The organism is Alistipes sp. (assembly GCF_048465635.1).
Classification (GTDB): Bacteria; Bacteroidota; Bacteroidia; order Bacteroidales; family Rikenellaceae; genus Alistipes.
Map to the genome: position 1 here is coordinate 22,411 of NZ_DBFWLF010000008.1, position 25,620 is coordinate 48,030.

Below are 25,620 nucleotides of genomic sequence, written 5' to 3' on the forward strand. Positions count from 1 at the left end.
CGGTGAACGAGGTTCTTTAACATACGAAGGAAAAATCTACCCGCATAGATTCCTTACAGCTTTGCGAAACTGAACACTTTTTAAATTGGGGCTACTCACGGCGCTTCAAAACCAGGCCTTGACCCTTCGGGGTGCACGTCCTGCGTGCCGTTGGAAGGTTGCGATTGTCGGAGCCCCCACACGTGACCTATCTTGCAGATTCGTCAAACAAGACTAAGGAATCCTATGCGGTTTTTTTATGATACGTCATTCAATCACCTAATATTCACTTTAAAAACACGTTAAGACCCATGAATATCGTTTTGATAGTCTGCATCACCGCCGTGGCGGCCGTCGCGCTCTATGCCGCGGTCACCAACCTGGTGATCAAGACGGGCATCCGCAAGCGCCGCGAAGCCGCCATCAAGGAGGCGGAGGCGGAGGGCGAGATGATCCGAAAGGAGAAAATCCTACAGGCGAAGGAGAAGTTCATACAACTCAAGAGCGAGTACGACCGCCAGGTCAACGAGCGCAACCAGAAGATCGCCCAGAGCGAACAGCGCGCCAAGCAGATCGAACAGAACCTCCAGAACCAGCAGCGCGACCTGGAGAACAAGATCCGCGAGAACGACCGGCTCAAGGAGCAGCTGCAAAATCAGCTGCAGATTCTCGAACACAAGAAGGAGGAGGTCGACCAGATGCAGCGCGAACAGAACGCGCGGCTGGAGCAGATTTCAGGCATGAGTTCCCAAGACGCCAAGAACATCCTGGTCGAAAATATGAAGGCCGAGGCCAAGACCGAAGCCGCCGCCTACATCAACGAGACGGTCGAGGAGGCGAAGATGACCGCCACGAAGGAGGCCAAGCGCATCATCGTGGCTTCGATCCAGCGCGTGGCGACCGAGACGGCCATCGAGAACGCCGTGACGGTCTTCAACATCGAGAGCGACGAAGTGAAGGGCCGCATCATCGGCCGCGAGGGGCGCAACATTCGTGCGCTGGAGGCCGCGACCGGCATCGAGATCATCGTCGACGACACGCCCGAGGCCATCATTCTCTCGGGCTTCGACCCCGTTCGCCGCGAAATCGCCCGTCTGGCGCTCCACCAGCTGGTGACCGACGGCCGCATCCACCCCGCACGCATCGAGGAGGTCGTGGCCAAGGTGCAGAAGCAGATCGAGGAGGAGATCGTCGAGGTGGGCAAACGCACGACCATCGACCTGGGTATCCACGGACTGCATCCCGAACTGATCCGCATGATCGGCAAGATGAAATACCGTTCGTCCTACGGGCAGAACCTGTTGCAGCACGCCCGCGAAACGGCCAACCTGGCGGGCATCATGGCCGCCGAACTGGGCCTCAACCCTAAGGTGGCGCGCCGCGCCGGACTGCTGCACGACATCGGCAAAGTGCCCGACGACGAGCCGGAACTGCCGCACGCAATCATCGGCATGAAGCTCGCCGAGAAGTTCAAGGAGAAGCCCGAGGTGTGCAATGCCATCGGCGCCCACCACGACGAGGTGGAGATGACCTCGCTGATCGCCCCCATCATCCAGGTCTGCGACGCCATCTCGGGCGCCCGTCCCGGAGCGCGCCGCGAGGTGGTCGAGAGCTACATCAAACGGCTCAAGGAGATGGAGGACATCGCCCTGTCGTACCCGGGCGTGGTGAAGACCTACGCGATCCAGGCGGGCCGCGAACTGCGGGTGATCGTCGGGGCGGACAAACTCTCGGACCAGGAGTCGGAGGGGCTGTCGCACGACATCGCCAAGAAGATCCAGGACGAGATGACCTATCCGGGTCAGGTCAAGATCACCGTGATCCGCGAAACAAGGGCCGTTTCCTACGCCAAGTAACGCCTCTTGCCGGATCGGCCATCGAGGCCATACAGACAATCCTTCCTAAATCCCTCCTTTGATAAGGAGGGACTTTTTGTAACCGGGTCAGGTCAAGATCACCGTGATCCGCGAAACAAGGCCCGTTTCCTAGGCCAAGTAAGGTCCCCTTCCCGGGCAAACCATAATGGCATATAGACAATCCTCCCTAAATCCCTCCTTGGTTAAGGAGGGACTTTTGTAGCCGGGTCTGGTCAAGATTACCATCATCCGCGAAACAAGGGCCGTTTCCTACGCCAAGTAAGGTCCCCTTCCCGGACAGGCCATTAAGGTCATACCGATAACCCTTCCTAAGTCCCTCCTTGGTTAAGGAGGGACTTTTTCGTATCTTTCGCTCATGAACAAAGAGCTTGAAGCCTATATCGAGCGGCGGATCATTCCCCGCTACGACCATTTCGACCGGGCACACGGCATCGACCACGTGCGGACGGTCATTGCGCAGAGCCTTGCGCTGGCCGAACACTACCCCGTCGACCGCGATATGGTCTACACCATCGCCGCCTATCACGACACCGGGCTGGCATTCGGGCGCGAACGGCATCACCTCGATGCGGGTCGCATCCTGGCCGAAGATAACGAGCTGCGCCGCTGGTTCTCGCCCGAACAGATCGCCACCATGCGCGAGGCCGCGGAGGATCACCGTGCCTCGTTGGATCACGAACCGCGCACCCTCTACGGCCGGATCGTCGCCGAGGCCGATCGTGTGATCGACCCCGAGACGATCGTCCGCCGTACAATACAGTACGGACTGGCCAACCACCCGGCGCTCGGGCGGGAAGAGCAATACGCACGCTGTCGGGAACACCTGCGAAAGAAATATGCCGAAGGGGGTTATCTGCGGCTCTGGATCGCGGAATCGGACAACGCCCGGCGGCTGGAGGAGCTGCGGCGGTTGATGCGCGACGGACGGAGGCTGCGGGAAACGTTCGAGTGCATCTACGCCGAAGAGACCGGGCGATGATGCGCGACAGACCGAAACTCAGGCAACTGTTCGACCGGATTTACGCGCAGGAGAGCGGACGCTGAAAGCCCGGCCGGCAACTTTTACCGCGTCTCGTGCGGAAAGTATTTCACATACTGCACGCGCTGGAAACCATCGTCGCCGGCGTGTCCGAAATCCATCCGGCCCCGAAATTCGGGCAGCGCGGCAAACCCGTGCCGCCTGGCCCACCGGTCGATGAAGCGGTCGATCGAGGCGATGACCTCATAGCCGTGCCGGTGGATCGCCGTGCAGACCTCGACCGCGCTTGCGCCGCACAGTATCGCCTTCACGGCCGCCTCGCCGTCGTGCACGCCCGTCGATACGGCCACGTCGAGCAGCGGCAGGACCGTCGAGCAGAGGGCCGTGCTGCGCAGGACGTTGCGCAGCTCCGACGGCCGGCTGAACGGATCGCCCGCGGTGAACGCCATCCGCTCGATGTCGATGTCCGGCTCGAAAAAGCGGTTGAAGAGCACCACGCCCCGCGCTCCGCGGCTCAGCAGCGAATCGGCGACCGACAATACGTTCGTGAGGCGCATCGGCAACTTCACGGAGACGGGGATGCCGACCGCCGCAGCCACCCGGTCGACCACCTCGGCGTACTGGTATTCGAGTTGCTGCGACTTCATGCAGCTGTCCGTCGGCAGCAGGAAGATATTCAGTTCGAGCGCCGAAGCGCCAGCCTGCTCCATCGCCACCGCGTAATCGACCCAGGCGGGGGAGCCGGCCGTGCAGTTGATGCTGGCGATGACCGGAATACCCGTCGCACGTGCGTCGCGGATTAGCTGCAGGAAGCGGGCCTTGTACTCCTCGCCCAGATAACGCTCGAGATACTCCCCCGCATCGCCCATGCCCGGCTGCTGCGAGGCGTGCTCGAGGGCCGCGGCCTCGCGCACGATCTGCTCCTCGAAGATCGACTTCAGGACGACGGCCCCCGCGCCGTGGCGGGCGCATTGCGCGATCCGGTCCGGTTCGGCCGTGTAGGGCGAACTGCTCACCACGACGGGGCTTGAAAGCTCCAATCCGAGATAGGTGGTCTTCATAGGTATTCGATTTTTTCCGTCCGGTCCGCGATTTTCGTGCCGAAGCGCTCCGCTGTCGGCGCATAAAAAATCCGGAGAGCATGCGCCCTCCGGAGTAGAATTCCGATCCAATCCTTAGACAAAGGGAATCTTCACCACCTCGGCCCGGACGGGTTTCTCGCGGACGATCACCGCGATCTCGCTCCCCGGCTTGGCATACTCGGGTTTCACGTAGCCCATCCCGATGCCAACCTTCAGACAGGGCGACATCGTGCCGGAGGTAACCTGTCCGATCGGCGTGCCGTCGGGTGCGGCCAGCGTATAGCCGTGACGCGGAATGCCGCGGTCGATCATCCGGAATCCCACCAGCTTGCGGCTGACGCCTTCGGCCTTCTGCCGCTCCATCCCGGCGCGGTCGATGAAATCCTTTCCTTCGGCGAACTTGGTGATCCACCCCAGTCCGGCCTCGATGGGCGAGGTGGTGTCGTCGATGTCGTTGCCGTAGAGGCAGAAGCCCTTCTCCAGCCGCAGCGTATCGCGCGCGCCGAGGCCGATGCTCTTCAGCCCGAACTCCTCGCCCGCTTCCCAGAGCGCCTTCCAGATCTTGTCGCCGTCCTCGTTGGCCGCATAGATTTCGCAGCCGCCCGAACCCGTATAACCCGTGATCGAGAGGATCGCATCGCAGCCGGCGACGGGCATCTTCTTAAAGGTATAGTACTCCATCTCCTCGACCGGCTCCGCGCACATCTTCTGCACGATCTTCATCGCCAGCGGACCCTGCACGGCCAGCTGGCAAATCTCGTCCGAAGCGTTGTAAAGCTCCTTGCCGTGGCCCGCCTCCATGCCCAGCTTCGCCCCTTCGGCGCAGATGTGGGCCCAGTCCTTTTCGATGTTGGCGGCGTTGACGCAGAGCATGTAGGTTTCGGCGTCGATGCGGTAGACCAGAATGTCGTCCACGATGCCGCCGCGGCCGTTGGGCATGCACGAATACTGCACTTTGCCGTCGAAGAGTTTCGCAACATCGTTGGTGGTGATGCGCTGCAACAGCTCAACAGCGCGCGGGCCCTTGACCCAGATTTCGCCCATGTGGCTCACATCGAAGACGCCGGCCCCGCTGCGCACCGCCAGGTGCTCGTCGTTGATGCCCGTAAACTCGATGGGCATGTCGTACCCCGCAAATTCGGCCATCTTGGCCCCCGCGGCACGGTGATACTTGGTAAATACGGTAGTTTTCATAGAACGGTTTTAAGGTTTCATTCGTAACGGCGCTTCACGCCCAGCCGCGGACAGCGGTGGAACTCCTTTTCGCGGTCGAACAGGTAGCGGTAGGTGGTGTGCACCTTGTGGCGTGTGGCGCAGACGTAGGTCTCGATCATGCGGTTCATCACCGGGTTGAAGTCGCCGATCCACGCCAGCTCCAACGTCTTGTAGCGGGTCTGCTGCTCCATCATGAAGTGCCAGTACTTGACCATGATCGCCGATTCGACCCCCTTGCCGTGGAACTCGGGGGCGATGCCGAAGATCACCCCGAAGATGCGGTCGCCCTGCTTGCGCACCTTCAGGTCCCACAGCAGACGGAGTTTCTGCCACCAGCCGAACTTGCCGTTGAACTTGCCGATCAGGCGGTTCAGGTCGGGAACGGTAATGAAGAAGCCGATGGGTTCGTCGTTGAAGTAGGCGAAGAAGATGATGTTGGGGTCGATCAGCGGCTTCATCTGCCGCATCATCTGCATCGCCTCCTCCTGCGACATGGGCCGCACGCCCGAGAACAGCGCCCACGCCTTGTTGTAGACCAGCCGGAAGTTCTCGGCCTGCTCCTCCAGGTTGCGCATGTCGATATTCTCGACGCGGTAGCCGGGCGTGGCGTAGAGCCGCTCGGCGCGGTCGAAGATGCGGGCGCTGGCCTCCGAGACGTTGGCCCGCCAGACGAAGCTGTGCTGGTTGAAATAGTTCCGGAAGCCGTAATTCTCAAACAGCTCCTTGTAGTAAGGCGGATTATAGGGGTTCTTGTAGAGCGGCTGGAACTCGTAGCCCTCGACCAGCAGCCCCCACCAGTCGCGCCGCTGCCCGAAGTTGATCGGCCCGTCCATCGCCTCCATGCCGCGGCTTGCCAGCCACATGCGCGAGGCATCGAAGAGCATGTCGGCGACCTGCTGGTCGTCGACGGCCTCGAAGAAGCCGCAGCCTCCGGTCAGCTGCTCCTCGATAGCGGCTTTCTCGCGGTTGTAGAAAGCGGCGATGCGCCCCACGACGCGGTTCGCGGCGTCGCGCACGACCCAGCGAACCGCCTCCCCGTCGGCGAAGAGTTCGTTTTTCGCCGGATCGAAGACCTCCTCCACGTCTACGTCCAGCGGGCAGACCCAGTTGCGGTTGCCCTTATAGATACGTTTGGGCAGGTCCAGCCACTCGCGCACCTGGGCAGGCGCGGTGACCTCCTGCAAAACATAGTTTTTCGGATTCATTGCTGATCGCTTAAGTCCAATATTCGTTGATCCTGCCAAAGATAACTATTTTTTCGTTAATTTTGGCATACTGCGCCCGGATAACGGACCCCGCAAAAAATGAAGGCCCGCGGGTTTGCTTCCGAACGCAACAAAAGCTATATTTGTAACACGATGGACAAAAGCCTGGAAAGATACCTGCCCGACGAGGACAAACCGGGGTACGACTTCATGAAGTACCGCATCCACAAAATCCTGCTGGTCTGCTGCAGCTACGACGGCTACATCCTCGAGGAGGACGGCCACATCGAGTCGCAGATCAACCAGGAGTACCTCGACCTGAACCTCTCGAATCCGCCCTCGTTCTCGCGCGTGAGTTCGACGGCCGAGGCGCTGGAGCTGCTCGCCGACGACGATTCGTTCGATTTCATCCTCACGATGTACAACGTGGGTGAACCCGACGTCTTCACCTTCGCCAAGATTGTCAAAGAGCGCCACCCGCATACGCCCGTGGCGCTGCTGACCTCCTTCTCGAAGGACATCTACCGCCGCATCGAGGAGCAGGACCGCTCGGGGCTGGACTACATCTTCTCGTGGCACGGCAACACGGAGCTGATCATCGCCATCATCAAGTTGGTGGAGGACAAGATGAACGCCGAGGAGGACATCGCCCAGGGCGGCGTGCAGGCCATCCTGCTGGTCGAGGACTCGATCCGCTTCTACTCGACCTACCTGCCCGAGCTGTACAAGCTGATCCTGCTGCAGAACACCGAGTTCCTCAAGGACGCCTTCAACGAGCAGCAGCAGGTCCTCCGCAAGCGGGCCAGGCCCAAGATTCTGCTGGCCACCTCCTACGACGAAGCCGTAGAGTTCTACGACCGCTACAAGAAGAACCTCCTGGGCGTGATCTCCGACGTGGGGTTCGTGCTGCACCGCGACGATCCGCCCTCGGCCGAGAAGCGCGACGCAGGGATCGACCTCTGCCGCCGCATCCGGCAGGACAACCCGCTGATGCCCGTGTTGCTGCAGTCGTCGCAGACCGAGTTCGAGGCCGCGGCGCGCGAGCTGGGCGTCGGGTTCATCGCCAAGAACTCCAAAACGCTGCTCACCGAGCTGCACGACTACATTGCCAGCGAGTTCGCCTTCGGCGACTTCATCTTCCGTGACCTCGAAACGGGCGCGGTGATCGGGCGCGCCAAGGACCTAGCGCAGATGCAGCAGCTGATCGCCACCATCCCCGACGAGGTTTTCGAGTACCACACCTCGCAGAACCACCTCTCCAAGTGGCTCTACTCCCGCGGACTGTTCCCGCTGGCCGCCTCCATCCGGCAGTACGACAAGAGCAGCTTCGCCTCGGTCGGGGAGCACCGCCGCGCGCTGGTGAACCTCATCCGCGACTACCGCACGCTGCTCGGGCAGGGCGTGGTGGCGCGCTTCGACCCCGCGACCTACTCCGACGCCGTGGCCTTCGCCCGCATCGGCGAGGGGACGCTGGGCGGCAAGGCCCGCGGGCTGGCGTTCATGAACTCGATGCTCATCAAACACCGCCAGTACGACAAGCACGAGGGCGTGCGCATCATGATTCCACGCTCGGTGGTCATCGCCACGGAGTTCTTCGACGAGTTCATCCGCAATAACGGCCTGAAATACATCGTCTCGCAGGAGTTCTCCGACGAGGAGGTGCTCTCCGAATTTGTCTCCTCGACGCTGCCCGCACGGCTGCAGAAGGCGCTCAAAGCCTACATCCGCACGGTGCGCACGCCGCTGGCCGTGCGCTCGTCGTCGAAGCTCGAGGATTCGCACTACCAGCCTTTCGCCGGCATCTACTCGACCTACATGATCCCCTACGTGGACAACGAGGACCAGATGCTCCGCCTGCTGCTCAAGGCGGTCAAGAGCGTCTACGCCTCGGTCTACTTCGCCGCCTCGCGGGCCTACATCTCTTCGTCGCAGAACCTCCTTTCGGAGGAAAAGATGGCCGTGGTGATCCAGGAGGTGTGCGGCACGGAACAGGACGGTCTGTTCCTGCCGACCTTTTCGGGCGTGGCGCGCTCGATCAACTGCTACCCCATCGGCGACGAGCGGCCCGAGGACGGGGTGTGCAACGTGGCGATGGGGCTGGGAAAACTGGTCGTGGACGGCGGGCGCACGCTGCGCTTCTCGCCCCGCTACCCGCAGAAAGTGCTGCAAACCTCCACCCCCGAACTGGCCCTGCGCGACACGCAGACCGAGGTGCTGGCGCTGAGCCTGCGCCCCGAGGAGTTCCGCACGTCGATCGACGACGCGGTGAACCTGCGCCGCCTCGACCTTTCGCAGATCGGAGAGCTGCGTCAGACGCGTTTCGTCGCCTCGGTCTGGGACCGGGAGAACGAACGCATTTCGGACAGTCCGTTCGACCGGGGACGGCGTGTCATCACGTTCAACAACATCCTCAAATACAATACGTTTCCGCTGGCGGAGATCATCACCGACATTCTCCGCATGGGAGCCGAGGAGATGCGCTGCCCCGTGGAGGTCGAGTTCGCCGTCAACATGGACGTACCGCACGGGCAGCAGCAGATCTTCAACCTGCTGCAAATCCGCCCGATCATCGACAACCAGGACAACCGCCCGATCGACTGGGAGCAGGTCGACACCGCCCGCGCGCTGATCTACGGCGAGAATGCGCTGGGGGTCGGCATGATGTCCGACATCACGGACATCATCTACGTCAAGGCCGACGCCTTCGACTCACTCTCGACCGAGCGGATCGCCGAGGAGCTGCTGCGCTTCAACGCCCTCACGCGCGACGAGCGGCGCTCCTACATCCTCGTCGGTCCCGGCCGGTGGGGTTCGTCGGACCCGTTCCTCGGCGTGCCGGTCAAGTGGACGCACATCTCCGAGGCGAAGGTGATCGTCGAGTGCAGCATCGAGAAGTTCGAGGTCGAACCCTCGCAGGGGACCCACTTCTTCCAGAACGTCACCTCGCTGGGCGTGGGATACCTGACGATCAACCCCTTCCGCGGCGACGGCATCTTCCGCGCGGAGCGGCTCGACGCGATGCCCGCCCTGCGCGAGGGGGAGTACCTCCGGCAGGTGCGCTTCCAGCGGCCGCTCTGGGTCTGCATCGACGGCCGCTCGAACAAGGGGATCGTGTGCGAGGGGGATGAATAAACCGCATAGCCATGATGGAATTGGACAACAAAGACAAAATCGAACTGATCCGCTACCGCCACGAGGATCAGGCCCGGCTGCTGCAGACCCTGTCGCATATCGACCTGAAGGTCTTTACGGGATTTCTGACCCTGCAACTGGCATTAGGCAGTTTTCTGACCCAGTTTTCCTTTACCGTATTGGCCCTCACCGGGGTATGTATCCTGGAACTGGCCATGTGCGCCATTTGCACGCTGATTCTGAGAAATAATTATGAACGGCGCAAGGAGGCTGCCGAAACGATCGGACACTGCAACGACTTTTTGGGCTTCCGCGAAAAGGGTGCTTACCTGCCCGATTCGGCCATCGATGCGACGACCCGATTCCGTCCCTGGCATCTGCTCTATTACCTGGGAATCTGGGCTTCGTTTGCGGCGATTTTCCTCATCCTCCTCGGAGGAGCGCTGCACCCGGCCGCCCCCCATCCGCGACACGGCTGCTGCCCCGAAATCCACCGAATGGTGCAAGAACAATAATTTTGCAACTTTCCGTGACCGAAAGTTACAATCTATAAGAAATATTGTTATATTTGTAACAAACAACCAACCTTTTAAAACTTCCTACCATGAACGTCAACAAAATTATGGCGGAACTCGAGCGCAAGCACCCCGGCGAAAGCGAATATCTGCAGGCCGTGCGCGAGGTTCTGATGACCGTCGAGGACGCTTACAACCAGCATCCGGAGTTCGAAGCCAACCGCATCGCGGAGCGCATCGTGGAGCCCGACCGCAGTTTCACTTTCAAGGTGGTCTGGGTCGACGACCAGGGCGTCCCCCAGGTCAACACGGGCTACCGCTTCCAATTCAACAACGCCATCGGTCCCTACAAGGGCGGTCTGCGTTTCCACCCCTCGGTGAACCCGTCGATCCTCAAATTCCTCGGCTTCGAGCAGGTGTTCAAGAATGCGCTGACGACCCTGCCGATGGGCGGTGCGAAGGGCGGTTCGGACTTCAACCCCAAGGGCAAGTCGGACAGCGAGGTGATGCGTTTCTGCCAGGCTTTCATGGTCGAACTGTGGCGCCATATCGGTCCCGAGACCGACGTTCCGGCCGGTGACATCGGCGTGGGCGGCCGCGAGATCGGCTACCTCTACGGCATGTACCGCAAGCTGGCGCGCGAGAACACGGGCGTGCTGACGGGCAAGGGCATGACCTACGGCGGTTCGCTGATCCGTCCCGAGGCGACGGGCTTCGGTGCGGTCTACTTCCTGCGCCAGATGCTCGAAAAGGCAGGCATGGACATCAAGGGACAGACCATCGCCATCTCGGGCTTCGGCAACGTGGCCTGGGGCGCTGCGACCAAAGCGACCGAGCTGGGTGCTAAGGTGGTGACGATCTCGGGTCCCGACGGCTACATCCACGATCCCGCCGGACTGGATGCCGAGAAGATCGCCTACATGCTCGAGCTGCGCGCTTCGAACAACGACGTGGTGGAACCCTATGCCAAGAAGTTCCCCGGCTCGACGTTCTACGCCGGCCGCAAGCCGTGGGAGGTCAAGGTCGACATCGCCATGCCGTGCGCCACGCAGAACGAGCTGGGCGGCGAGGACGCCAAGCAGCTGCTGGCCAACGGCGTGAAGGTGGTGGCCGAGGTTTCGAACATGGGCTGCCGCCCGGAGGCTATCGACGCCTTCATCGCGGCGAAGATTCCCTACGGACCGGGCAAGGCGGTGAACGCCGGCGGCGTGGCCACCTCCGGTCTGGAGATGACTCAGAACTCGCAGAAACTCAACTGGACGGCCGAAGAGGTCGACGCCAAGCTGCACCAGATCATGTCGTCGATTCACCACGCCTGCCTCGAGTACGGCACGGAGAAGGACGGCTACGTCAACTACATGAAGGGCGCGAACATCGCCGGCTTCATGAAGGTGGCCAAGTCGATGGTCGAGCAGGGCGTCCTCTAACCCTGCCCGGTGTATAAGGAGCGCGGACCTTCGCTGTGAAGGTCCGCGCTCCGTCTTTATAATGGCAGCGGATAGCAGTGCAGGATCGGACGTGCGGCTTACGATCACACAACCGCGCCCGAGTCAGAACAGCGCGCAGACCGCCAGACCGAACGAGAGGCGGCTCATCCACTCGTCGCTGCCGGGCGTCGAGGGACAGGTAATGTCGTACTCCGTCTCGAAGCGCACGCCCAGATGCTGCGTCGCCGCGTAGACCATCGTCAGGCCCGTGCCGGCCACGAATCCCCCGCGGCCGCCCAGCTTCCCGGAGATCCAGTGCTGGTCCGTGCCGTCGATCCGGTCCTTGAGGTCCATCGTCTTATAATATTCGTAACCGCCCAGCACTTTGGACCCGATGAGCCAGCGCGCGGTAAAGGGATAGGAGAAGTAGACGCCCGCGGCGGCCGAAGCGCTCTTCAGCCGCTCCGTCTGCGCTACGTCGTCGACCGTCACGGCCAGGTTGCCCGCCTGCACGCGGCCGCCGACACCCACGTAGGGCGTGGCGAACCACGCGCCTCGGATGCTGACGGTCGGCCCGCTCGTGAAGACGACCTTCCGTCCCGGCAGCGGCGAATAGCGGCCCAGCGCCGTGGAGAAGCCGACGCTCAGCCCCAAAAACGACGGCTTGGCGTAGCGGTCCAGCACGACCATCTTGTCGTAGGCATAAAGCCCCCGGTCCTGATAGATCAGATCGGCCAAAAAGTAACCCAGCTCCGCGGAGAGGATACCGATGCCCGCGCCCACCATGACGTCGCTCATCCAATGGCGGTTGTTCAACTGGCGGGTGACGCCCGTAGCGGTCGCGGCGGCGTAGCCGAGGATGCTGAACCACGGGCTGCGGTGGCCGTACTCCTTGTGCAGGATCGTCGCGGCCATGAACGCCGTGGCGGTGTGTCCCGAGGGGAAGGAGTTGCGCGTCGAGCCGTCGGGACGCTCGACCTGCACGGAGTACTTGAGCGAGTTGACCACGGCGGCCATCAGACCGGCCGCAAAGGCGTTCGAGACGATCATGCGGCCCCACGAGCTGCGGCCCTTCAGCCCGCACGCCTTCATGCCCCAGGTCAGCGCCAGGGGCGCATATTGCAGGTAGTTGTCGTAATGGCGGTTGAATTTGGGGGAGTAGTCGTTGCGCAGCTCACGGAAATCGCGGTCGTAATACATCATGGCCACGCCTCCGAGAATCAGCGGCGTGGCGACGAAGGTCATCCGGTAGGCTTTCGTCGAGGTGTGGCGGTGGAAACGCAGAGCGAAACTCTCGTCGTTGTCGATCTGCGCGAGGTCGTTATGCTGCGCGACAAGTTGCTGACAGGACACTGCCAGCAGGCAGCAGAGCAGGAGGCGTAGCATGGAGCATAAGGGTTAGCAGCGGGATGGGTGTGGCGGGTATAGTAGGTATAGTATAAGTGAGAACGAGTGAGAGGGTGCGGGCCGTGCGGACGATGCGTACCGCGGTCGGTGCGGTCGGTGCGGTCGGTGCGTGGAGGTTAGCGTCTGTTTTTGCGCCGAAGGGCACGCACCGCTTCGCCGCCGATGGCCAGAAGCGACGTGCAGCCGATGACCGCGGCCCAGTCGCGCAGGGGGAGCGGTTCGGTGCGGAAGACTTCGCCGCCGACCTCCACGATAATCACCTGCCCGACGGCGATCGCGGCCAGAATCAGGAAAAACTCCCGGCAGCCCTTCACGCAGGCGAAGACCGAACGGCGCGTGGCGAAGCCCTTCGCGTTGAACATATTCCAGAACTGGAAGAAGACGAACACCGAGAAAAAGAGCGTCAGAGGACGGATGTCCAGATCGCCCGACGGCGCGGCCCACCAGAACAGCAGTCCCAGCAGCACGGCGATCATCACGCCGCCGCTCACTAAGATCGTGCGGGCCATCGAGGGGGTGATGATGAATTCGTCGCGCGGGCGGGGGCGCTCGCACATGACTGCCGGGTCGGGCGGCAGCGAGGCCATCGACATGGCGGCGAAAGTGTCCATGATGATGTTGACCCACAGGATCTGAACCACCGTAAGGGGCATGTCGGTCCCGAAGACCGCTCCGACGAAGCAGACCACGATCGCCACGAAGTTGATCGTGAGCTGGAAGAGCACGAAGCGCTGGATGTTGCGGTAGAGCGACCGCCCCCACATGACCGCCGTGGCGATCGAGGCGAACGAGTCGTCGAGCAGCGTGATGTCCGAGGCGTCCTTGGCCACGGAGGTTCCCGAACCCATCGAGAGACCCACGTTGGCGAAGTTGAGTGCCGGGGCATCGTTCGTGCCGTCGCCCGTGACGGCCACCACCTCTCCGCGCTGCTGCAACAGGCGCACCAGCCGCTGCTTGTCGAGCGGCCGCGCCCGGGACATGATCTTCAGTTCGCCCACCCGCTCTTTCAGCTCCTCGTCGCTCGCGGCGGCGAACTCCGTACCGGTCATGTGGTTGCGTTCGCCGTCCGCGGCGTCGTCCCACAGCCCGATCTGGCGGGCGATCTCGCGCGCCGTGGCAGGCGTGTCGCCCGTAACGATCTTGACGGCGATCCCCGCATCCAGACAGCGTCTCACGGCGGCGGGCACGTCCTCGCGCACCGGATCGGAGATGGCCGCCACGGCCGCGAAGTGCAGGCCGCCCCGTTCGACCGCCCGCAGGCAGTCCGCTTCCGCGGTTTCGGCCCACGCCACGGCCAGCGTCCGCATGGCACGGTTCTGAAAGGCCAGCAGCTGTTCCGCGACCTGCTCCTGCCTGCCGTCGGCGGCGCACATGGCCCGCACGATCTCGGGCGCGCCCTTCACACACAGCAGCCGGCGGCCCGAAACGCCGCTTTCGATGATCGTCGCCATGTATTTGCGTTCGGTGGAGAAGGTCAGCCGGTCGACGATCCGCACCCCGGCGCGCAGCGCCTCGTACTCCTCGCCCTGCGCCCGGAGCCACGTCAGCAGCGCCCCTTCGGTCGGGTTGCCGATGACGGCTCCCGTCCCGTCGAGAAACGCCGTGGAGTTGGCGGAGACGACCTCCGCGAAGTCGTGCAGCGGCAGCGCGTCGTAGCGGACGACCTGCTGCACGGACATGCGGTTCTGCGTCAGCGTCCCCGTCTTGTCGGTGCAGATGACCGTCACGGCGCCCATCGTCTCGCAGGCGTGCATCCGCCGCACCAGGTTGTTCGTGCGCAGCATCCGCCGCATGGACATGGCCAGCGACAGGGTGATCGACATGGGAAGCCCCTCGGGCACGGACATGACGATCAGCGCCACCGAAACCATGAAGATATGGAGCACCTGCTGCGAAATGTCGAGCCACGGCCGCTCCAGCAGGTCGCCCACGAGGAGCGCCTTGCCGAGCATCACGCAAAAGATCGTCACGGCGATGCTGATGCCCGCCAGCCCGATTAGCCGCGAAAGACGCCGCAGCTGCCGGTCGAGCGGCGTAGGCTCCTCGCTGCGGACGGTGGCCTGCTCGGTGACGCGGCCCGCCTCGCTGCGGTCGCCGACGGCCCCGACGACCATCCGTCCGTACCCGTCCACAACGGTCGTGCCGCGCAGCAGGGCGTTCGAGGGGTAGGTGGCCTCGGCATCGAAATGGGCCTCGTCCACGGTCTTGTCCACCTCGGGTTCTCCCGTGAGGGTCGATTCGTTCACCTTGAGCGACACGGCCTCGACCAGCTCTCCGTCCGCCGGAACCGTCTCGCCGCTCTCGACGATCACCACGTCGCCCACGACCACTTCGCGGCGCGGAATTTCGCACATCGCCCCCTGGCGCATCACCTTGACCGGAATGTCGTCGTTGACCCGGTTCAGGCGGCGGAACCGCCGTTGGGCGTCCCACTCGAACCAGAAGCTCACCCCCGTGGCGAGGATGATGGCGCAGATGATACCCGCCGACTCGGTGAAGTCGCCGTGGAACGCTCCGATCGCCAGCGAAAGCACGGCGGCCAGCAGCAGGATGCGGATGATCGGATCGCGGAACTTCTCCGCGAAGAGCCGCCATGCGGAGTCGTCTTTGGGCGGGGTGATGACGTTATCGCCGTGCCGGCGGCGGCTTTCGACGACCTGTCCCGCCGTCAGTCCCCAGGGATCGTAGTTTATCATAGTGTCAGAATCGGTTGAGTGAGAACTGCCGTGTCGAAGCGTCGAGCCGGACGGCGATGAACAGCAGGATCGTGAAAGCGACCAGCGACGAGCCGCCGTAGCTCATCAGCGGCAGGGGAATGCCCATCACCGGCATCAGCCCGATGGTCATGCCGACGTTCACCAGCACGTGAAACAGCAGGATCGACGCCACGCAGTAGCAGTAGATGCGGCCGAACGGCTCTTCCTGCCGCTCGCCCATGCGCATCAGCCGCAGGATCAAGAGGCACAGCAGCGCCAGCACGAAGGTCGTGCCGAGGAAGCCCCACTCCTCGCCCACCGTGCAGAAGATGAAGTCGGTGTGCCGCTCGGGCACGAAGCCGTATTTGATCTGGGTCCCTTCGAGGAACCCCTTGCCCACCAGGCCGCCCGAGCCGATGGCGATCTTCGACTGGTTGACGTTGTAGTCCGTGCCGAGCGGGTCGCTGATGATGCCCAGAAAGCTGAGGATGCGGTCCCTTTGGTGCTGCTTGAGGATCGAATTGAAGATGTAGTCGGTGGTGGGCAGAAAGACCATCGTGCCGACGAAGAGGCCCAACACCAGAAACATATTGTTTAGGTTCGTCCGGTAGGCGTAGACTGCAATCCCGACAAGCGACAGGAGCGTAGTCAGGAGCAGACAGCGGTAGAGGTCCATCACGCCGGGGGCGATCAGCGCCATCAGGATGCACAGCAGGATGCTCCCCAGCGCCAGCGCCGCCAGATAGATTACCCGCGAGCGCCACTGTCCGTTCATCATCGCCTCCGAGAGCGTGCAGACCACGATCGAGAGGACGAGCAGCGTCATCGGCGAGAGGATGAACGAGACGATGAACAGCGCCGCGATGAGCAGCACCGGGATGCACAGCCACTTGTTCAGCCCCTCGCGGTAGAGCACGAAGAGGAACGAGCCGAGCACGATGCCCGACCCCGTATCGTTCTGCAGCACGATGATTCCCAGCGGCAGGCAGATCACCAGCGCGACCTTCAGCAGGTCGCCCGGCCGGTCGATCGAGAACGAATAGGCGCTCATTACCCGTGCCAGCGCCAGCGCCGTGGCGATCTTGACGAACTCGACGGGCTGCACGCGCACCGAGCCGAACTCGAACCACGCCTTGGCTCCGTTGACCTCGCGGCCGAAGAGCAGCGCCGCCAGCAGCAGGAAAAGCCCCGCCACGTAGGCCGGATAGGCGAACATGTGGTAGAAACGTTCGTCGAGCAGCAGCACCACCACCGCCGCCACCCAGGCGATGCCGACCCAGATCAACTGCTTCATGTAGAAGTGCGAGAAGGCGAACAGGTCCGTCGTCGCATCGTCGTACGAAGCCGAGGCGATCGACACCCAGCCCGCCAGCACGATCAGCAGATACAGCAGGACCGTTCCGAGGTCGACGCCCTCGAAGATGCGGTTATGGCGGCTACCGGTCATAGGAGGGGTAATAGATGGTCATATTCTTCATGCGTTGGAGCAGCTCGGGGCGTCGGATGGTGTCCGTGAGGTAGTACTCCTCCAGCAGGCTGGCGATCGGCAGCGCCGCCGAAGCGCCGAAACCGCCGTTCTCGACGTAGACCGAGATGGCGATGCGCGGGTTGTCCTTCGGGGCGAAAGAGAGGAACGTGGAGTGGTCGCGGCCGTGGGGGTTCTGCGCCGTGCCGGTCTTGCCGCAGACGTCCAGCCCCGGCAGCTGCGCCCCCATCGACGTGCCGCCGATGTTCACCCCGCGCCACATGCCGTCGACGATCGGTTCGAAGTGCTTCGGCGAGACTTTCGTGTAGTGCCGTTCGTAGAAGCGGCGGTCGATCGAATCCTGCCCCTCGATCTCTTTGACGATATGCGGGATGTAGTAGTAGCCGCGGTTGGCGACGATGCACGCCAGATTGGCCAGCTGCAGGGGCGTACAGCCCAGCTCGCCCTGTCCGATCGAGAGCGAAAGGACCGTCAGCGAGTTCCACGACCCGCGGTAGCGGCGGTCGTAGAACGAACGGTCGGGGACGTAGCCGTTCCCCTCGTCCAGAAAGTCCGAACCCAGCTTGCGGCCGAAACCGAAGCTCTCGACGTACTCTTTCCAGACGTCGAAACCCTCCTTGACGCTGCCGTACTTCGGGTTGTCGAGGATGTCGCGGAAGACGTAGCAGAAATAGGCGTTGCACGAGGTGGCCACCGCGTAGCGCAAGTCGAGCGGCGAGGCGTGGGCGTGGCACGCCATCTTCAGCCGTCCGGCCTGATAGCCCATGTGGCAGACGTGGAGGTCCGACGGGCGCAGCACGCCCTCCTCCAGCCCGATCAGCCCCTGCACCAGCTTGAAGGTCGATCCGGGCGGGTACTTGGCCTTCACGGCCCGGTTGAAGAGCGGGTTGCGCCGGTTGCGCAACAGCTCCATGTAGTGATTGCCCCGCTCGCGGCCCAGCAGTTCGTCGGGGTCGTACGAGGGGGAGGAGACCATCATCAGAATCTCCCCGGTGGCGGGTTCGATGGCCACCGCGGCCCCGACCTTGCCGCGCATCAGCTCCTCGCCGAGGCGCTGCAGACGCGCATCGATGGTGCTCACCAGGTAGCGTCCCGGCTCGGGCAGCGAGTCGTAGCGCCCCTCCATGTAGGAGCCCTTGATCGCCCCGTGGGTGTCGATCTCCTGAATCTTGACCCCCTTCTGCCCCTTGAGCAGCCGCTCGTAGGAGGACTCCACGCCGCTCATGCCCACGTAGTCGCCGGCCCGGTACTCGGGGTAGCGCTTCAACATGTCCTGGTTGACCTCGCCCACATAACCCAGCAGGTTGCCGCCGATTTTGCGCGGATATTCGCGCATGGTGCGGTAGACGGTGAAGAAGCCCGGGAAGTTGCACTCGTCGAAACGCAGCTTGTCCTCCTTCGAGAGGTAGCTGGTCACCAGCCGCGGAGCGCGCGGGCGCAGGCGGGCATTCCCCAGCTCGCGGACCAGCTTTTCGCGCGAGACCCCCGACACGGCGCACAGGCGCGCCGTATCGAACCCTTGCCGTCCGATGTCGCTGTAAATGACCATCAGGTCGTAGCACGCGCGGCTCTGCACGAGGTACTCGCCGTTGCGGTCGAAGACCTCTCCGCGCGAGGGGTACTGCACCACATGGCGCAGGGCGTTGGCCCGGGCCAGCTCCTCGTAGCGCGGGTCGATGAGCTGCAGGTAGGCCAGCCGGCCCACGAGCAGCGCGAAGATGAGCAGCACGACGCCTTGCAGCACCCGTCTGCGCGATGCCGTATCGGAGCCGCCGATCATACGCGAACGGGGAATTTGGCCGTGAACAGGCGGGCGATCAGCCAGATGAAGAGTACCGAGCAGGCGCTGCTCACCGCGATGCGCAGAGCGGTGTGCATCAGGTGGCTGAATGAGAGGGCTTCGAGCAGGAAGAAGAGTGTGTGGTGCAGCAGCACGGCCACAACGAGGTAGTGGACGAATTTGCGCGGCCCCATCCGTTCGGGCGAGGGGACGCCCCCCTCGCGGGCATCGTCGCGGCCCGTGAAAAGTCCGAGCACCCAGGGGCGGACGAACGCCACGAAGAGCGTGGCTATGGTGTTCACCCCGGCGGCGCCCATCGCAAAGTCCATCGTAACGCCGAGCGCCAGTCCGGCGGCCAGCAGCCCCACGTGGGGCGTGTCGAGCGGCAGCAGGAGCACGAAAGCGATGTAGACGAGCGGGTTGAAGTAGACGCTGATCGTCAGGTTGTCGAACAGGAAGACCTGCAACAGGACGGCTGCCGCGAAGAGCAGGAGGTATGGAAGCGTGCGGACCATCATTTCTGCCGGGTATGTTGTTTCACTTTTTCGCTGTTTTCCAGATCGCGGATCTCATAGAGGTCGCGGTTTTCGACCAGCAGCACGTCCGTCAGCCGGGCGATGCGGGCCGTCAGCCGCACACGCGCCGTATAGGAGGTGCGCGTCGGGTTGAGCACGGCGCTCTCGACCACGCCGATCTTCACCCCCGCGGGGAAGTACTGCGAGAAGCCCGCCGAGACGACCGCCTGCCCCGGCTGCGGCTCGGAGTATTTGGACAACTCGCCCAGCGTCACCACGTCGGGGTCCACGCCGTCCCAGTAGACGGAACCGAAGTAGTCGGAATCGGCGAGTTTGCCGCTGGCGCGGAACGAGGTGTTGAGCACCGACAGCGCCACCGCGTAGCGTTCCGTGCAGTCGACGACATAGCCCACCATCGCCCCGTCGGGCGAGACGACGGCCATGTCCGCCACCACGCCGTCGCGCGTGCCGCGGTTCAGGACGATGAGATTCTGCGCCCGGTTAAGCGTATTGGAGATCACCGAAGCGTTCATCACGCGGTATTTCGACTCCCCGATCTCGGCGAGCGCCGTATCGAAGCCCGCGATAGACTCGGCCTCCTCGTAGCGGGCCAGCCGCTCCTTCAGCTCGGCCGCGTAGGCCAGCAGCGCCCGGTTCTCGTCGCCCAGCAGGAAGTAGCGCCGGATGCCGGCAAGCAGCCCGTGCACGCCGCCCGCCACCTGGTTCGATCGGGCGAGCAGCCGCGCCTGCGTGTAGCAGGTGGCATGGGCGTAGTAGCTCACCGCCAGGGCCTCCAGCAGGACGAATAGCACCACGACGTAGATGCTGCGTATGAATTCGAACAACTTATGCAAGGCTTCTTCCTTAATTCAAGATTGCGGACACCCAGGCCCGCAATCGCTATCTAACACACTATCAAATTATTACCACACAGATTGCATCGCAGCACGCCCTTCGGGCGACCCCGCCGGACGGTGCGTGAAGCGCGGAAATCGGCGGTGATGCACGGCCCGGCCGCTTCCACGGTTTGCGTCGGGACCAGACGATTCCCCTCTTTCGCAGGCCGGACGGCGCGGGAGCATACGCAGCGCATGCGACTATGCCCAACGGTGCTTAAAGCGCGAAAATAGACCGTCATCCCGCGAATCACTTCATCAGGAACGAGAAGCGGTTGATGTTCTTCAGGGCGATGCCCGTGCCGCGAGCGATGGCCCGCAGCGGGTCCTCGGCCACGTGGAAAGGGATGCCGGTCTTTTCGTTCAGCCGTCGGTCCAGCCCCTTGATCAGCGCCCCGCCGCCGGCGAGGTAGACGCCGTTCTTCACGATGTCGGCGTACAGCTCGGGAGGCATCGACTCGAGCACCTTCATCAGCGCCGCGTCGATCTTGGCCAGCGACTTTTCGAGCGCGTAGGCGATCTCGCTGTAACTGAGCGACACGGTCTGCGGCAGCGCCGTGAGCATGTTGGGACCCGTGACCACGAAGTCGGCAGGCTCCTCCTCCAGGTCCGACACGGCGGCGCCGATCGAACACTTGATGGCCTCCGCGGTGCGCTCGCCGATGCGGATATTGTGCTGCTGGCGCACGTAGCTCTGAATGTCGGTGGTGAAGACGTCGCCCGCGACGTTGATCGACTCCGAGCAGACGATGCCGCCCAGCGAGATGCAGGCGATCTCCGACGTGCCGCCGCCGATGTCGATGACCATGTTGCCCTCGGGGGCCTCCACGTCCAGCCCGGCGCCCAGCGCCGCGGCCATCGGTTCGTAGATCATGTAGACCTCGCGGCCTCCGGCGTGCTCGGCCGAGTCGCGCACGGCGCGGATTTCGACGTTGGTCGAACCCGACGGGATGCAGATCACCATCCGCAGCGAGGGTGCGAAGAGGCTGCCCGAGGTCTTGACCTTCTTGATCATGCCGCGCAGCATGAGTTCCGTGGCGTTGAAATCGGCGATCACGCCGTCCTTCAGCGGACGGATCGTCTTGATGTTCGGATTGGTCTTCTCGTGCATCTGGCGGGCCTGGTAGCCGATGGCCACCAACTTGCCCGTGTGCACGTCGAGCGCCACGATCGAAGGTTCGTCGACGACGACCTTGCCGTTATAGATGATCAGCGTGTTGGCCGTGCCCAGGTCGATGGCCAGCTCCTGTGTCAGCGAAAAAAGTCCCATAATGTTCCTAACCGGCTGTTTATGTTTTCCAAACCCCTCGTATTCAATCTTCCATGCCGTCCGGCCCGCACTTGCGGCACGCCGGAGCATATATCCGGACAAAGATAGGAAAAAGCGTCGGAAAATCGGGTCTTTTTTTCTGATTTTTTTTAATTACATTTGTATGATCAAAACCTGCTGAAGATCATGGAATACAAGATAGGAAAAGAGTCCCGCTGCGCGGTGATCGGCTACGGAAGCTGGGCCACGGCCATCGCGGGTCTCGTGGCGGCCAACCAGCCGCGCGTGGGGTGGTACGTGCGCAACCCCGAGGTGCTCGAATCGCTGCGCTCGGAGGGGCGGAATCCGCGCTACCTGAGCGACGTGGAGTTCGATCCGGCGCGCATCGCCCCCTCCGACGATCTCGACGAGGTGGTCCGCGCGGCCGACATCCTCATTCTGGCCACCCCCTCGGCCTACCTCAAGAAGTTCCTCGAGCCGCTCACCGAGCCGCTGACCGACAAGTTCGTCGTCTCGGCCATCAAGGGCATCGTGCCGGGCGACTACCAGACCGTGGTGGAGTACATGCACGACCGCTACGACCTCTCCTACAAGCAGATAGGCCTCTTCACCGGTCCCTCCCACGCCGAGGAGGTGTCGCGCGGGAAGCTCTCCTACCTGACGGTGGTCTGCACCGATCCCGACAATGCGCACGCCATCGGTGCCAAGTTCGCCTCGGAGAGCATCCACCTGAGCTATTCGACCGACCTCTACGGCATCGAATACGCCGCCATCCTCAAGAACATCTACGCACTGGCCGTGGGCATGGCCACCGGACTGGGCTACGGCGACAACTTCCTCGCGGTGCTGATCGCCAACTGCGCCGGGGAGATGACGCGCTTTCTGACCGAAAGCTACCCCGCTGCGCGCGATACGCAGGTCTCGGCCTATTTGGGCGACCTGCTGGTGACGTGCTACTCTTCATACAGCCGCAACCGGCGGCTGGGGCTGCTGATCGGCCACGGCTGCACGGTCAGAAGCGCCCTCAACGAGATGACGATGGTGGCCGAAGGGTACTTTGCCGCCGATTGCATCCGCCACATCAACTGCCGTCACCGAATCGACCTGCCGATCGCCGACATGGTATACGACGTGCTCTACAACGGGGCATCGGCGCGCAAAAGCATGCGAGAACTGACAACCAAATTAATCTGATAAACCCATGAAAACACTGAAACTTGACATTTCCAAGTCGGGCATCGCGCTGAGCGACGAAATGAAGGCCGCCGCGCTGGAGGCCAATGCGCTGCTGCATTCGGGCCGCGGCGCGGGCAACGACTTCCTGGGCTGGGTGCACCTGCCCTCCTCGATCGACGACAAACAGATCGCCGCCATCGAACAGGCTGCCGCCCACTTGCGCGAGAAAGCCGACCTGATCGTCTGCATCGGCATCGGCGGCTCGTACCTCGGGGCGAAAGCCGTGCTGGAGGCGATGAGCGACCCGTTCAAGCTGCTGCACAAGCGGCAGGACGCGCCGACCGTGGTCTTCGCCGGGCAGAACATCTCCGAAGATTACATCCATGAACTGATGGAGGCTTCGAAGGAGCACTCGCTGGGCGCGATCGTGATCTCGAAGTCGGGCACGACGACCGAACCGGCCATCGCCTTCCGGCTGATAAAAGCAGAGATCGAAAAGCGCTACGGCAAGGCCGAGGCCGCCCAGCGGATCGTGGCCGTCACCGACCGGGCGCGCGGAGCGCTCAAGACGCTCGCCACGCAGGAGGGCTACCCCACATTCGTCATTCCCGACGACGTGGGCGGCCGCTACTCGGTGCTCACCCCCGTGGGGCTGCTGCCGCTGGCCGCTGCCGGCGTGGATATCGCCGCACTGGTCCACGGCGCGCAGGCGATGGAGCGCGCCACGGCGGAGGGCGTGTCGTTCGACGAGAACCCCGCGGCCGTCTACGCTGCAACGCGCAATGCGCTTTACAAGGAGGGCAAGAAGATCGAGATTCTCGGTTCATACGAACCCAAATTGCAGTACGTCAACGAGTGGTGGAAGCAGCTCTACGGCGAGAGCGAGGGCAAGCAGGGCAAGGGCATCTTCCCGGCCAGCGTCACGCTGACGGCCGATCTGCACTCGATGGGCCAATACATCCAGGAGGGCGAGCGGACGCTCTTCGAGACGATCATCTCCGTGGCGCAGCCCGCGCACGAGGTGCGCATCGACGCCGACGACGAGAACCTCGACGGACTGAACTTCCTCGCCGGCAAGCGTATCTCCGAGGTCAACCGCATGGCCGAACTGGGCGTGCAGCTGGCCCACATCGACGGCGGCGTGCCCAACATCCGCATCGAGATTCCGCGCATCGAGGCCGAGGCGGTCGGCGCACTGCTCTACTTCTTCGAGAAAGCGTGCGGCATCAGCGGCTACCTGCTGGGCGTGAATCCCTTCGACCAGCCGGGGGTGGAGGCGTACAAGAAGAACATGTTCGCCCTGCTGGACAAACCCGGCTACGAGGAGGCGTCGAAAGCGATCAAGGCGCGGCTCTGACCGACCATACGGCCGTCCGCCGACGGACGGCGACGACCGCAACCGGTTGAATTACGGCCCGAGGATTCGGGCCGTAATTTCTTTCGGGGGAGGGCGAATACCTATAAAAGAAGAGGGACCCTGCGGCAGGGTCCCTCTTCTTCGGTTCGATCCTCTTTTAGAGGAACGGAACCGGCGACGAATGCGTCGACTGAATCGTAACGCCGTCCTTCACGTAATCGGGAATCGGGGTGCGTTTATAAACGGAGACGTAGCCGGTCTTACGGCCGGTCAGCGTCAGCGCTTCGTCCGTAGCGGCGAACGTATAGCTGTCGCCCCACGACTTGCCGTCGGAGTAGGTCCCCTCGAGCACCTGCTGCCCCGACATCTCCGTCACGGTATAGGTTCCCGCGAATTTGGCGAAACCCTGCGTATTGACGTTCTGGTACATCTGGAAAGTTCCGGTTTTGGTCAGCTCGATATAGACCTTGCCGGCCATTCCCCCGTCGCCCTTCCAACTCTCGAGCATCCATTCGCCCACGCATGTCGCGGTCGTCACGGGAAGGAACTTCACGGTCGTCGTCGCGGCCTGGCTGTATTGGCTCGTCCGCGCGGTCAGCGTGATCGTTCCCTCTTTCAGACGCGTCACCACGCCCGTCGCGGAGACCGAGGCGACGGAGGTGTCGCTGACCGTCCAGACCACCCCGTAGGGGTTTGCCGCAGCGTCGTAGGCCGTCTCCGCCGCATCGCCCGTCAGGCGGATCATCAGCCGCGGCTGGACGCTCTGCGAAGAGACGTCGTAGGCGCTCTGCTCGAAACGCAGCGAGACGATCTTCGCCTCCGCGTCCGAAACGGTCACCGTGGCGGTCGCCGCCCCGTCAAACAGGGGCGTCCGCGCGGTGAGGGTCGTCGTTCCGGCCGCAAGGCCCGTGACCACGCCCTGTTCCGAGACGGTCGCCACCGACTGGTTCGAACTGGTCCAGCTCATCCGGTAGGGATTCTTCGTCCGGTCGTAGGCAACCTCCGGTTCGCCCGTGAGGCGCACCATCAGCTGCGGCTCCACGCTCTTGCCCGCCTCAACGGCGTACTGCGTCTGCCCGAAGCGCAGCGAGACGATCTCCAACTGGGAAATCCCGCCCCGCACGGTGATCTGCGCGCTGGCGAAGGTGGCACAGTAGGGCGAACTTGCCGTCAGCGTGGTGATACCCGCCTTGAGCGCAGTCACCACACCCTGCTCCGAAACCGAAGCGACCGACGGGTCTACCACGCCGTAGCGGATGCCGAAGAAGTTTTTCACCGCATCGTTCTCGAACTCCGCGCCGCCGGTGGGCTGCAGATAGAGAACCGGGGTTACGACCTCCCCTGCGGTCAGATCGTAGGACGCCTGCGCGAAGCGCATCGATGCGAGGGTCGTCGGATCGTCCGACGAATCGTCGCTGCCGCAGCCCGCCGTCCAGAGGAGGCTGGCTGCAAGAAGAAATTTCAGGGCGAATTTCATAATTTGGACCGGACCGCATTTGGTTTCAACGGATACGGAATAGTAAAATTAAACAAACGATTCGGGATTGCAAAATCCTGAGCCAAAAAAATGGGCATCCCACCCCGATTAGGTCTCCGCTGGCATAAAAAATGCTCCGTTCGGACTGC

At 62.9% G+C, this 25,620-nt stretch carries 18 protein-coding genes; 7 read left to right on the forward strand and 11 right to left on the reverse strand.

Features of this window, described 5'->3' with window-relative positions; all coding sequences use genetic code 11:
* The first annotated feature begins 290 nt into the window (after positions 1 to 290).
* Positions 291 to 1,835: a ribonuclease Y gene (gene rny / locus ACMO9O_RS03120; protein ID WP_418982160.1), complete on the forward strand. Its 1,545-nt coding sequence runs from the start codon at positions 291 to 293 to the stop codon at positions 1,833 to 1,835.
* A gap of 376 nt (positions 1,836 to 2,211) precedes the next feature.
* Positions 2,212 to 2,835: an HD domain-containing protein gene (locus tag ACMO9O_RS03125; protein WP_418982161.1), complete on the forward strand. Its 624-nt coding sequence runs from the start codon at positions 2,212 to 2,214 to the stop codon at positions 2,833 to 2,835.
* 83 nt (positions 2,836 to 2,918) lie between these two features.
* Here the strand turns inward: ACMO9O_RS03125 and ACMO9O_RS03130 are convergent, their stop codons facing one another.
* From ACMO9O_RS03130 to ACMO9O_RS03140, 3 genes are all read right to left on the reverse strand, one after another.
* A complete protein-coding gene (locus tag ACMO9O_RS03130; RefSeq protein ID WP_418982162.1) occupies positions 2,919 to 3,896 on the reverse strand; it encodes a dihydroorotate dehydrogenase-like protein in 978 nt (325 codons plus the stop codon).
* 114 nt (positions 3,897 to 4,010) lie between these two features.
* Positions 4,011 to 5,111, reverse strand: a complete 1,101-nt coding sequence (gene gcvT / locus ACMO9O_RS03135) for a glycine cleavage system aminomethyltransferase GcvT (RefSeq protein WP_418982163.1) — start codon at positions 5,109 to 5,111, stop codon at positions 4,011 to 4,013.
* A 17-nt stretch (positions 5,112 to 5,128) separates the two neighbouring features.
* Positions 5,129 to 6,337 carry a hypothetical protein gene (locus ACMO9O_RS03140; RefSeq protein ID WP_418982164.1) on the reverse strand — a complete coding sequence of 403 codons (1,209 nt, stop codon included), beginning with the start codon at positions 6,335 to 6,337 and terminating at the stop codon, positions 5,129 to 5,131.
* 153 nt (positions 6,338 to 6,490) lie between these two features.
* Between ACMO9O_RS03140 and ACMO9O_RS03145 the strand changes: the two genes are divergently transcribed.
* The 3 genes from ACMO9O_RS03145 to gdhA all read left to right on the forward strand — a co-directional run bounded on the left by ACMO9O_RS03145 (position 6,491) and on the right by gdhA (position 11,411).
* Positions 6,491 to 9,469, forward strand: a complete 2,979-nt coding sequence (locus ACMO9O_RS03145; RefSeq protein ID WP_418982165.1) for a PEP/pyruvate-binding domain-containing protein — start codon at positions 6,491 to 6,493, stop codon at positions 9,467 to 9,469.
* A gap of 11 nt (positions 9,470 to 9,480) precedes the next feature.
* Entirely contained in the window at positions 9,481 to 9,984 is a 504-nt protein-coding gene (locus tag ACMO9O_RS03150) for a hypothetical protein (protein ID WP_418982166.1), read from the forward strand.
* Positions 9,985 to 10,073: 89 nt separating this feature from the next.
* On the forward strand, positions 10,074 to 11,411 hold the full coding sequence (gdhA, locus tag ACMO9O_RS03155) for an NADP-specific glutamate dehydrogenase (protein ID WP_418982167.1): 1,338 nt from the start codon (positions 10,074 to 10,076) through the stop codon (positions 11,409 to 11,411).
* A gap of 123 nt (positions 11,412 to 11,534) precedes the next feature.
* Here the strand turns inward: gdhA and ACMO9O_RS03160 are convergent, their stop codons facing one another.
* The 7 genes from ACMO9O_RS03160 to ACMO9O_RS03190 all read right to left on the reverse strand — a co-directional run bounded on the left by ACMO9O_RS03160 (position 11,535) and on the right by ACMO9O_RS03190 (position 21,461).
* The gene (locus ACMO9O_RS03160) at positions 11,535 to 12,797 is read right to left on the reverse strand and encodes a phosphatase PAP2 family protein (protein ID WP_418982168.1); all 1,263 of its coding nucleotides are present in this window, start codon (positions 12,795 to 12,797) and stop codon (positions 11,535 to 11,537) included.
* Positions 12,798 to 12,934: 137 nt separating this feature from the next.
* Positions 12,935 to 15,514: a calcium-translocating P-type ATPase, PMCA-type gene (locus ACMO9O_RS03165; RefSeq protein ID WP_418982169.1), complete on the reverse strand. Its 2,580-nt coding sequence runs from the start codon at positions 15,512 to 15,514 to the stop codon at positions 12,935 to 12,937.
* Positions 15,515 to 15,518: 4 nt separating this feature from the next.
* Entirely contained in the window at positions 15,519 to 16,961 is a 1,443-nt protein-coding gene (gene rodA, locus ACMO9O_RS03170) for a rod shape-determining protein RodA (RefSeq protein ID WP_418982170.1), read from the reverse strand.
* Positions 16,951 to 18,780: a peptidoglycan D,D-transpeptidase FtsI family protein gene (locus tag ACMO9O_RS03175; RefSeq protein WP_418982171.1), complete on the reverse strand. Its 1,830-nt coding sequence runs from the start codon at positions 18,778 to 18,780 to the stop codon at positions 16,951 to 16,953. Before ACMO9O_RS03175 ends, rodA begins: the two co-directional genes overlap by 11 nt.
* Complete coding sequence (locus tag ACMO9O_RS03180; protein WP_418982216.1) at positions 18,777 to 19,295, reverse strand: rod shape-determining protein MreD; 519 nt, start codon at positions 19,293 to 19,295, stop codon at positions 18,777 to 18,779. Before ACMO9O_RS03180 ends, ACMO9O_RS03175 begins: the two co-directional genes overlap by 4 nt.
* Positions 19,295 to 20,140 (reverse strand): rod shape-determining protein MreC, encoded by an 846-nt coding sequence (gene mreC, locus ACMO9O_RS03185; RefSeq protein ID WP_418982172.1) that lies wholly within the window; start codon positions 20,138 to 20,140, stop codon positions 19,295 to 19,297. The genes ACMO9O_RS03180 and mreC overlap by 1 nt, the downstream gene beginning before the upstream one ends.
* 301 nt (positions 20,141 to 20,441) lie before the next feature.
* Positions 20,442 to 21,461 (reverse strand): rod shape-determining protein, encoded by a 1,020-nt coding sequence (locus tag ACMO9O_RS03190; protein ID WP_418982173.1) that lies wholly within the window; start codon positions 21,459 to 21,461, stop codon positions 20,442 to 20,444.
* Positions 21,462 to 21,647: 186 nt separating this feature from the next.
* Here ACMO9O_RS03190 and ACMO9O_RS03195 point away from each other — a divergent pair, with 186 nt between their 5' ends.
* Both ACMO9O_RS03195 and ACMO9O_RS03200 read left to right on the forward strand, forming a co-directional pair.
* Positions 21,648 to 22,655: an NAD(P)H-dependent glycerol-3-phosphate dehydrogenase gene (locus tag ACMO9O_RS03195; RefSeq protein WP_418982174.1), complete on the forward strand. Its 1,008-nt coding sequence runs from the start codon at positions 21,648 to 21,650 to the stop codon at positions 22,653 to 22,655.
* Positions 22,656 to 22,662: 7 nt separating this feature from the next.
* Positions 22,663 to 23,994, forward strand: a complete 1,332-nt coding sequence (locus tag ACMO9O_RS03200; RefSeq protein WP_418982175.1) for a glucose-6-phosphate isomerase — start codon at positions 22,663 to 22,665, stop codon at positions 23,992 to 23,994.
* A 157-nt stretch (positions 23,995 to 24,151) separates the two neighbouring features.
* Here the strand turns inward: ACMO9O_RS03200 and ACMO9O_RS03205 are convergent, their stop codons facing one another.
* A complete protein-coding gene (locus ACMO9O_RS03205) occupies positions 24,152 to 25,471 on the reverse strand; it encodes an Ig-like domain-containing protein (protein ID WP_418982176.1) in 1,320 nt (439 codons plus the stop codon).
* Between the last annotated feature and the right edge of the window lie 149 nt (positions 25,472 to 25,620).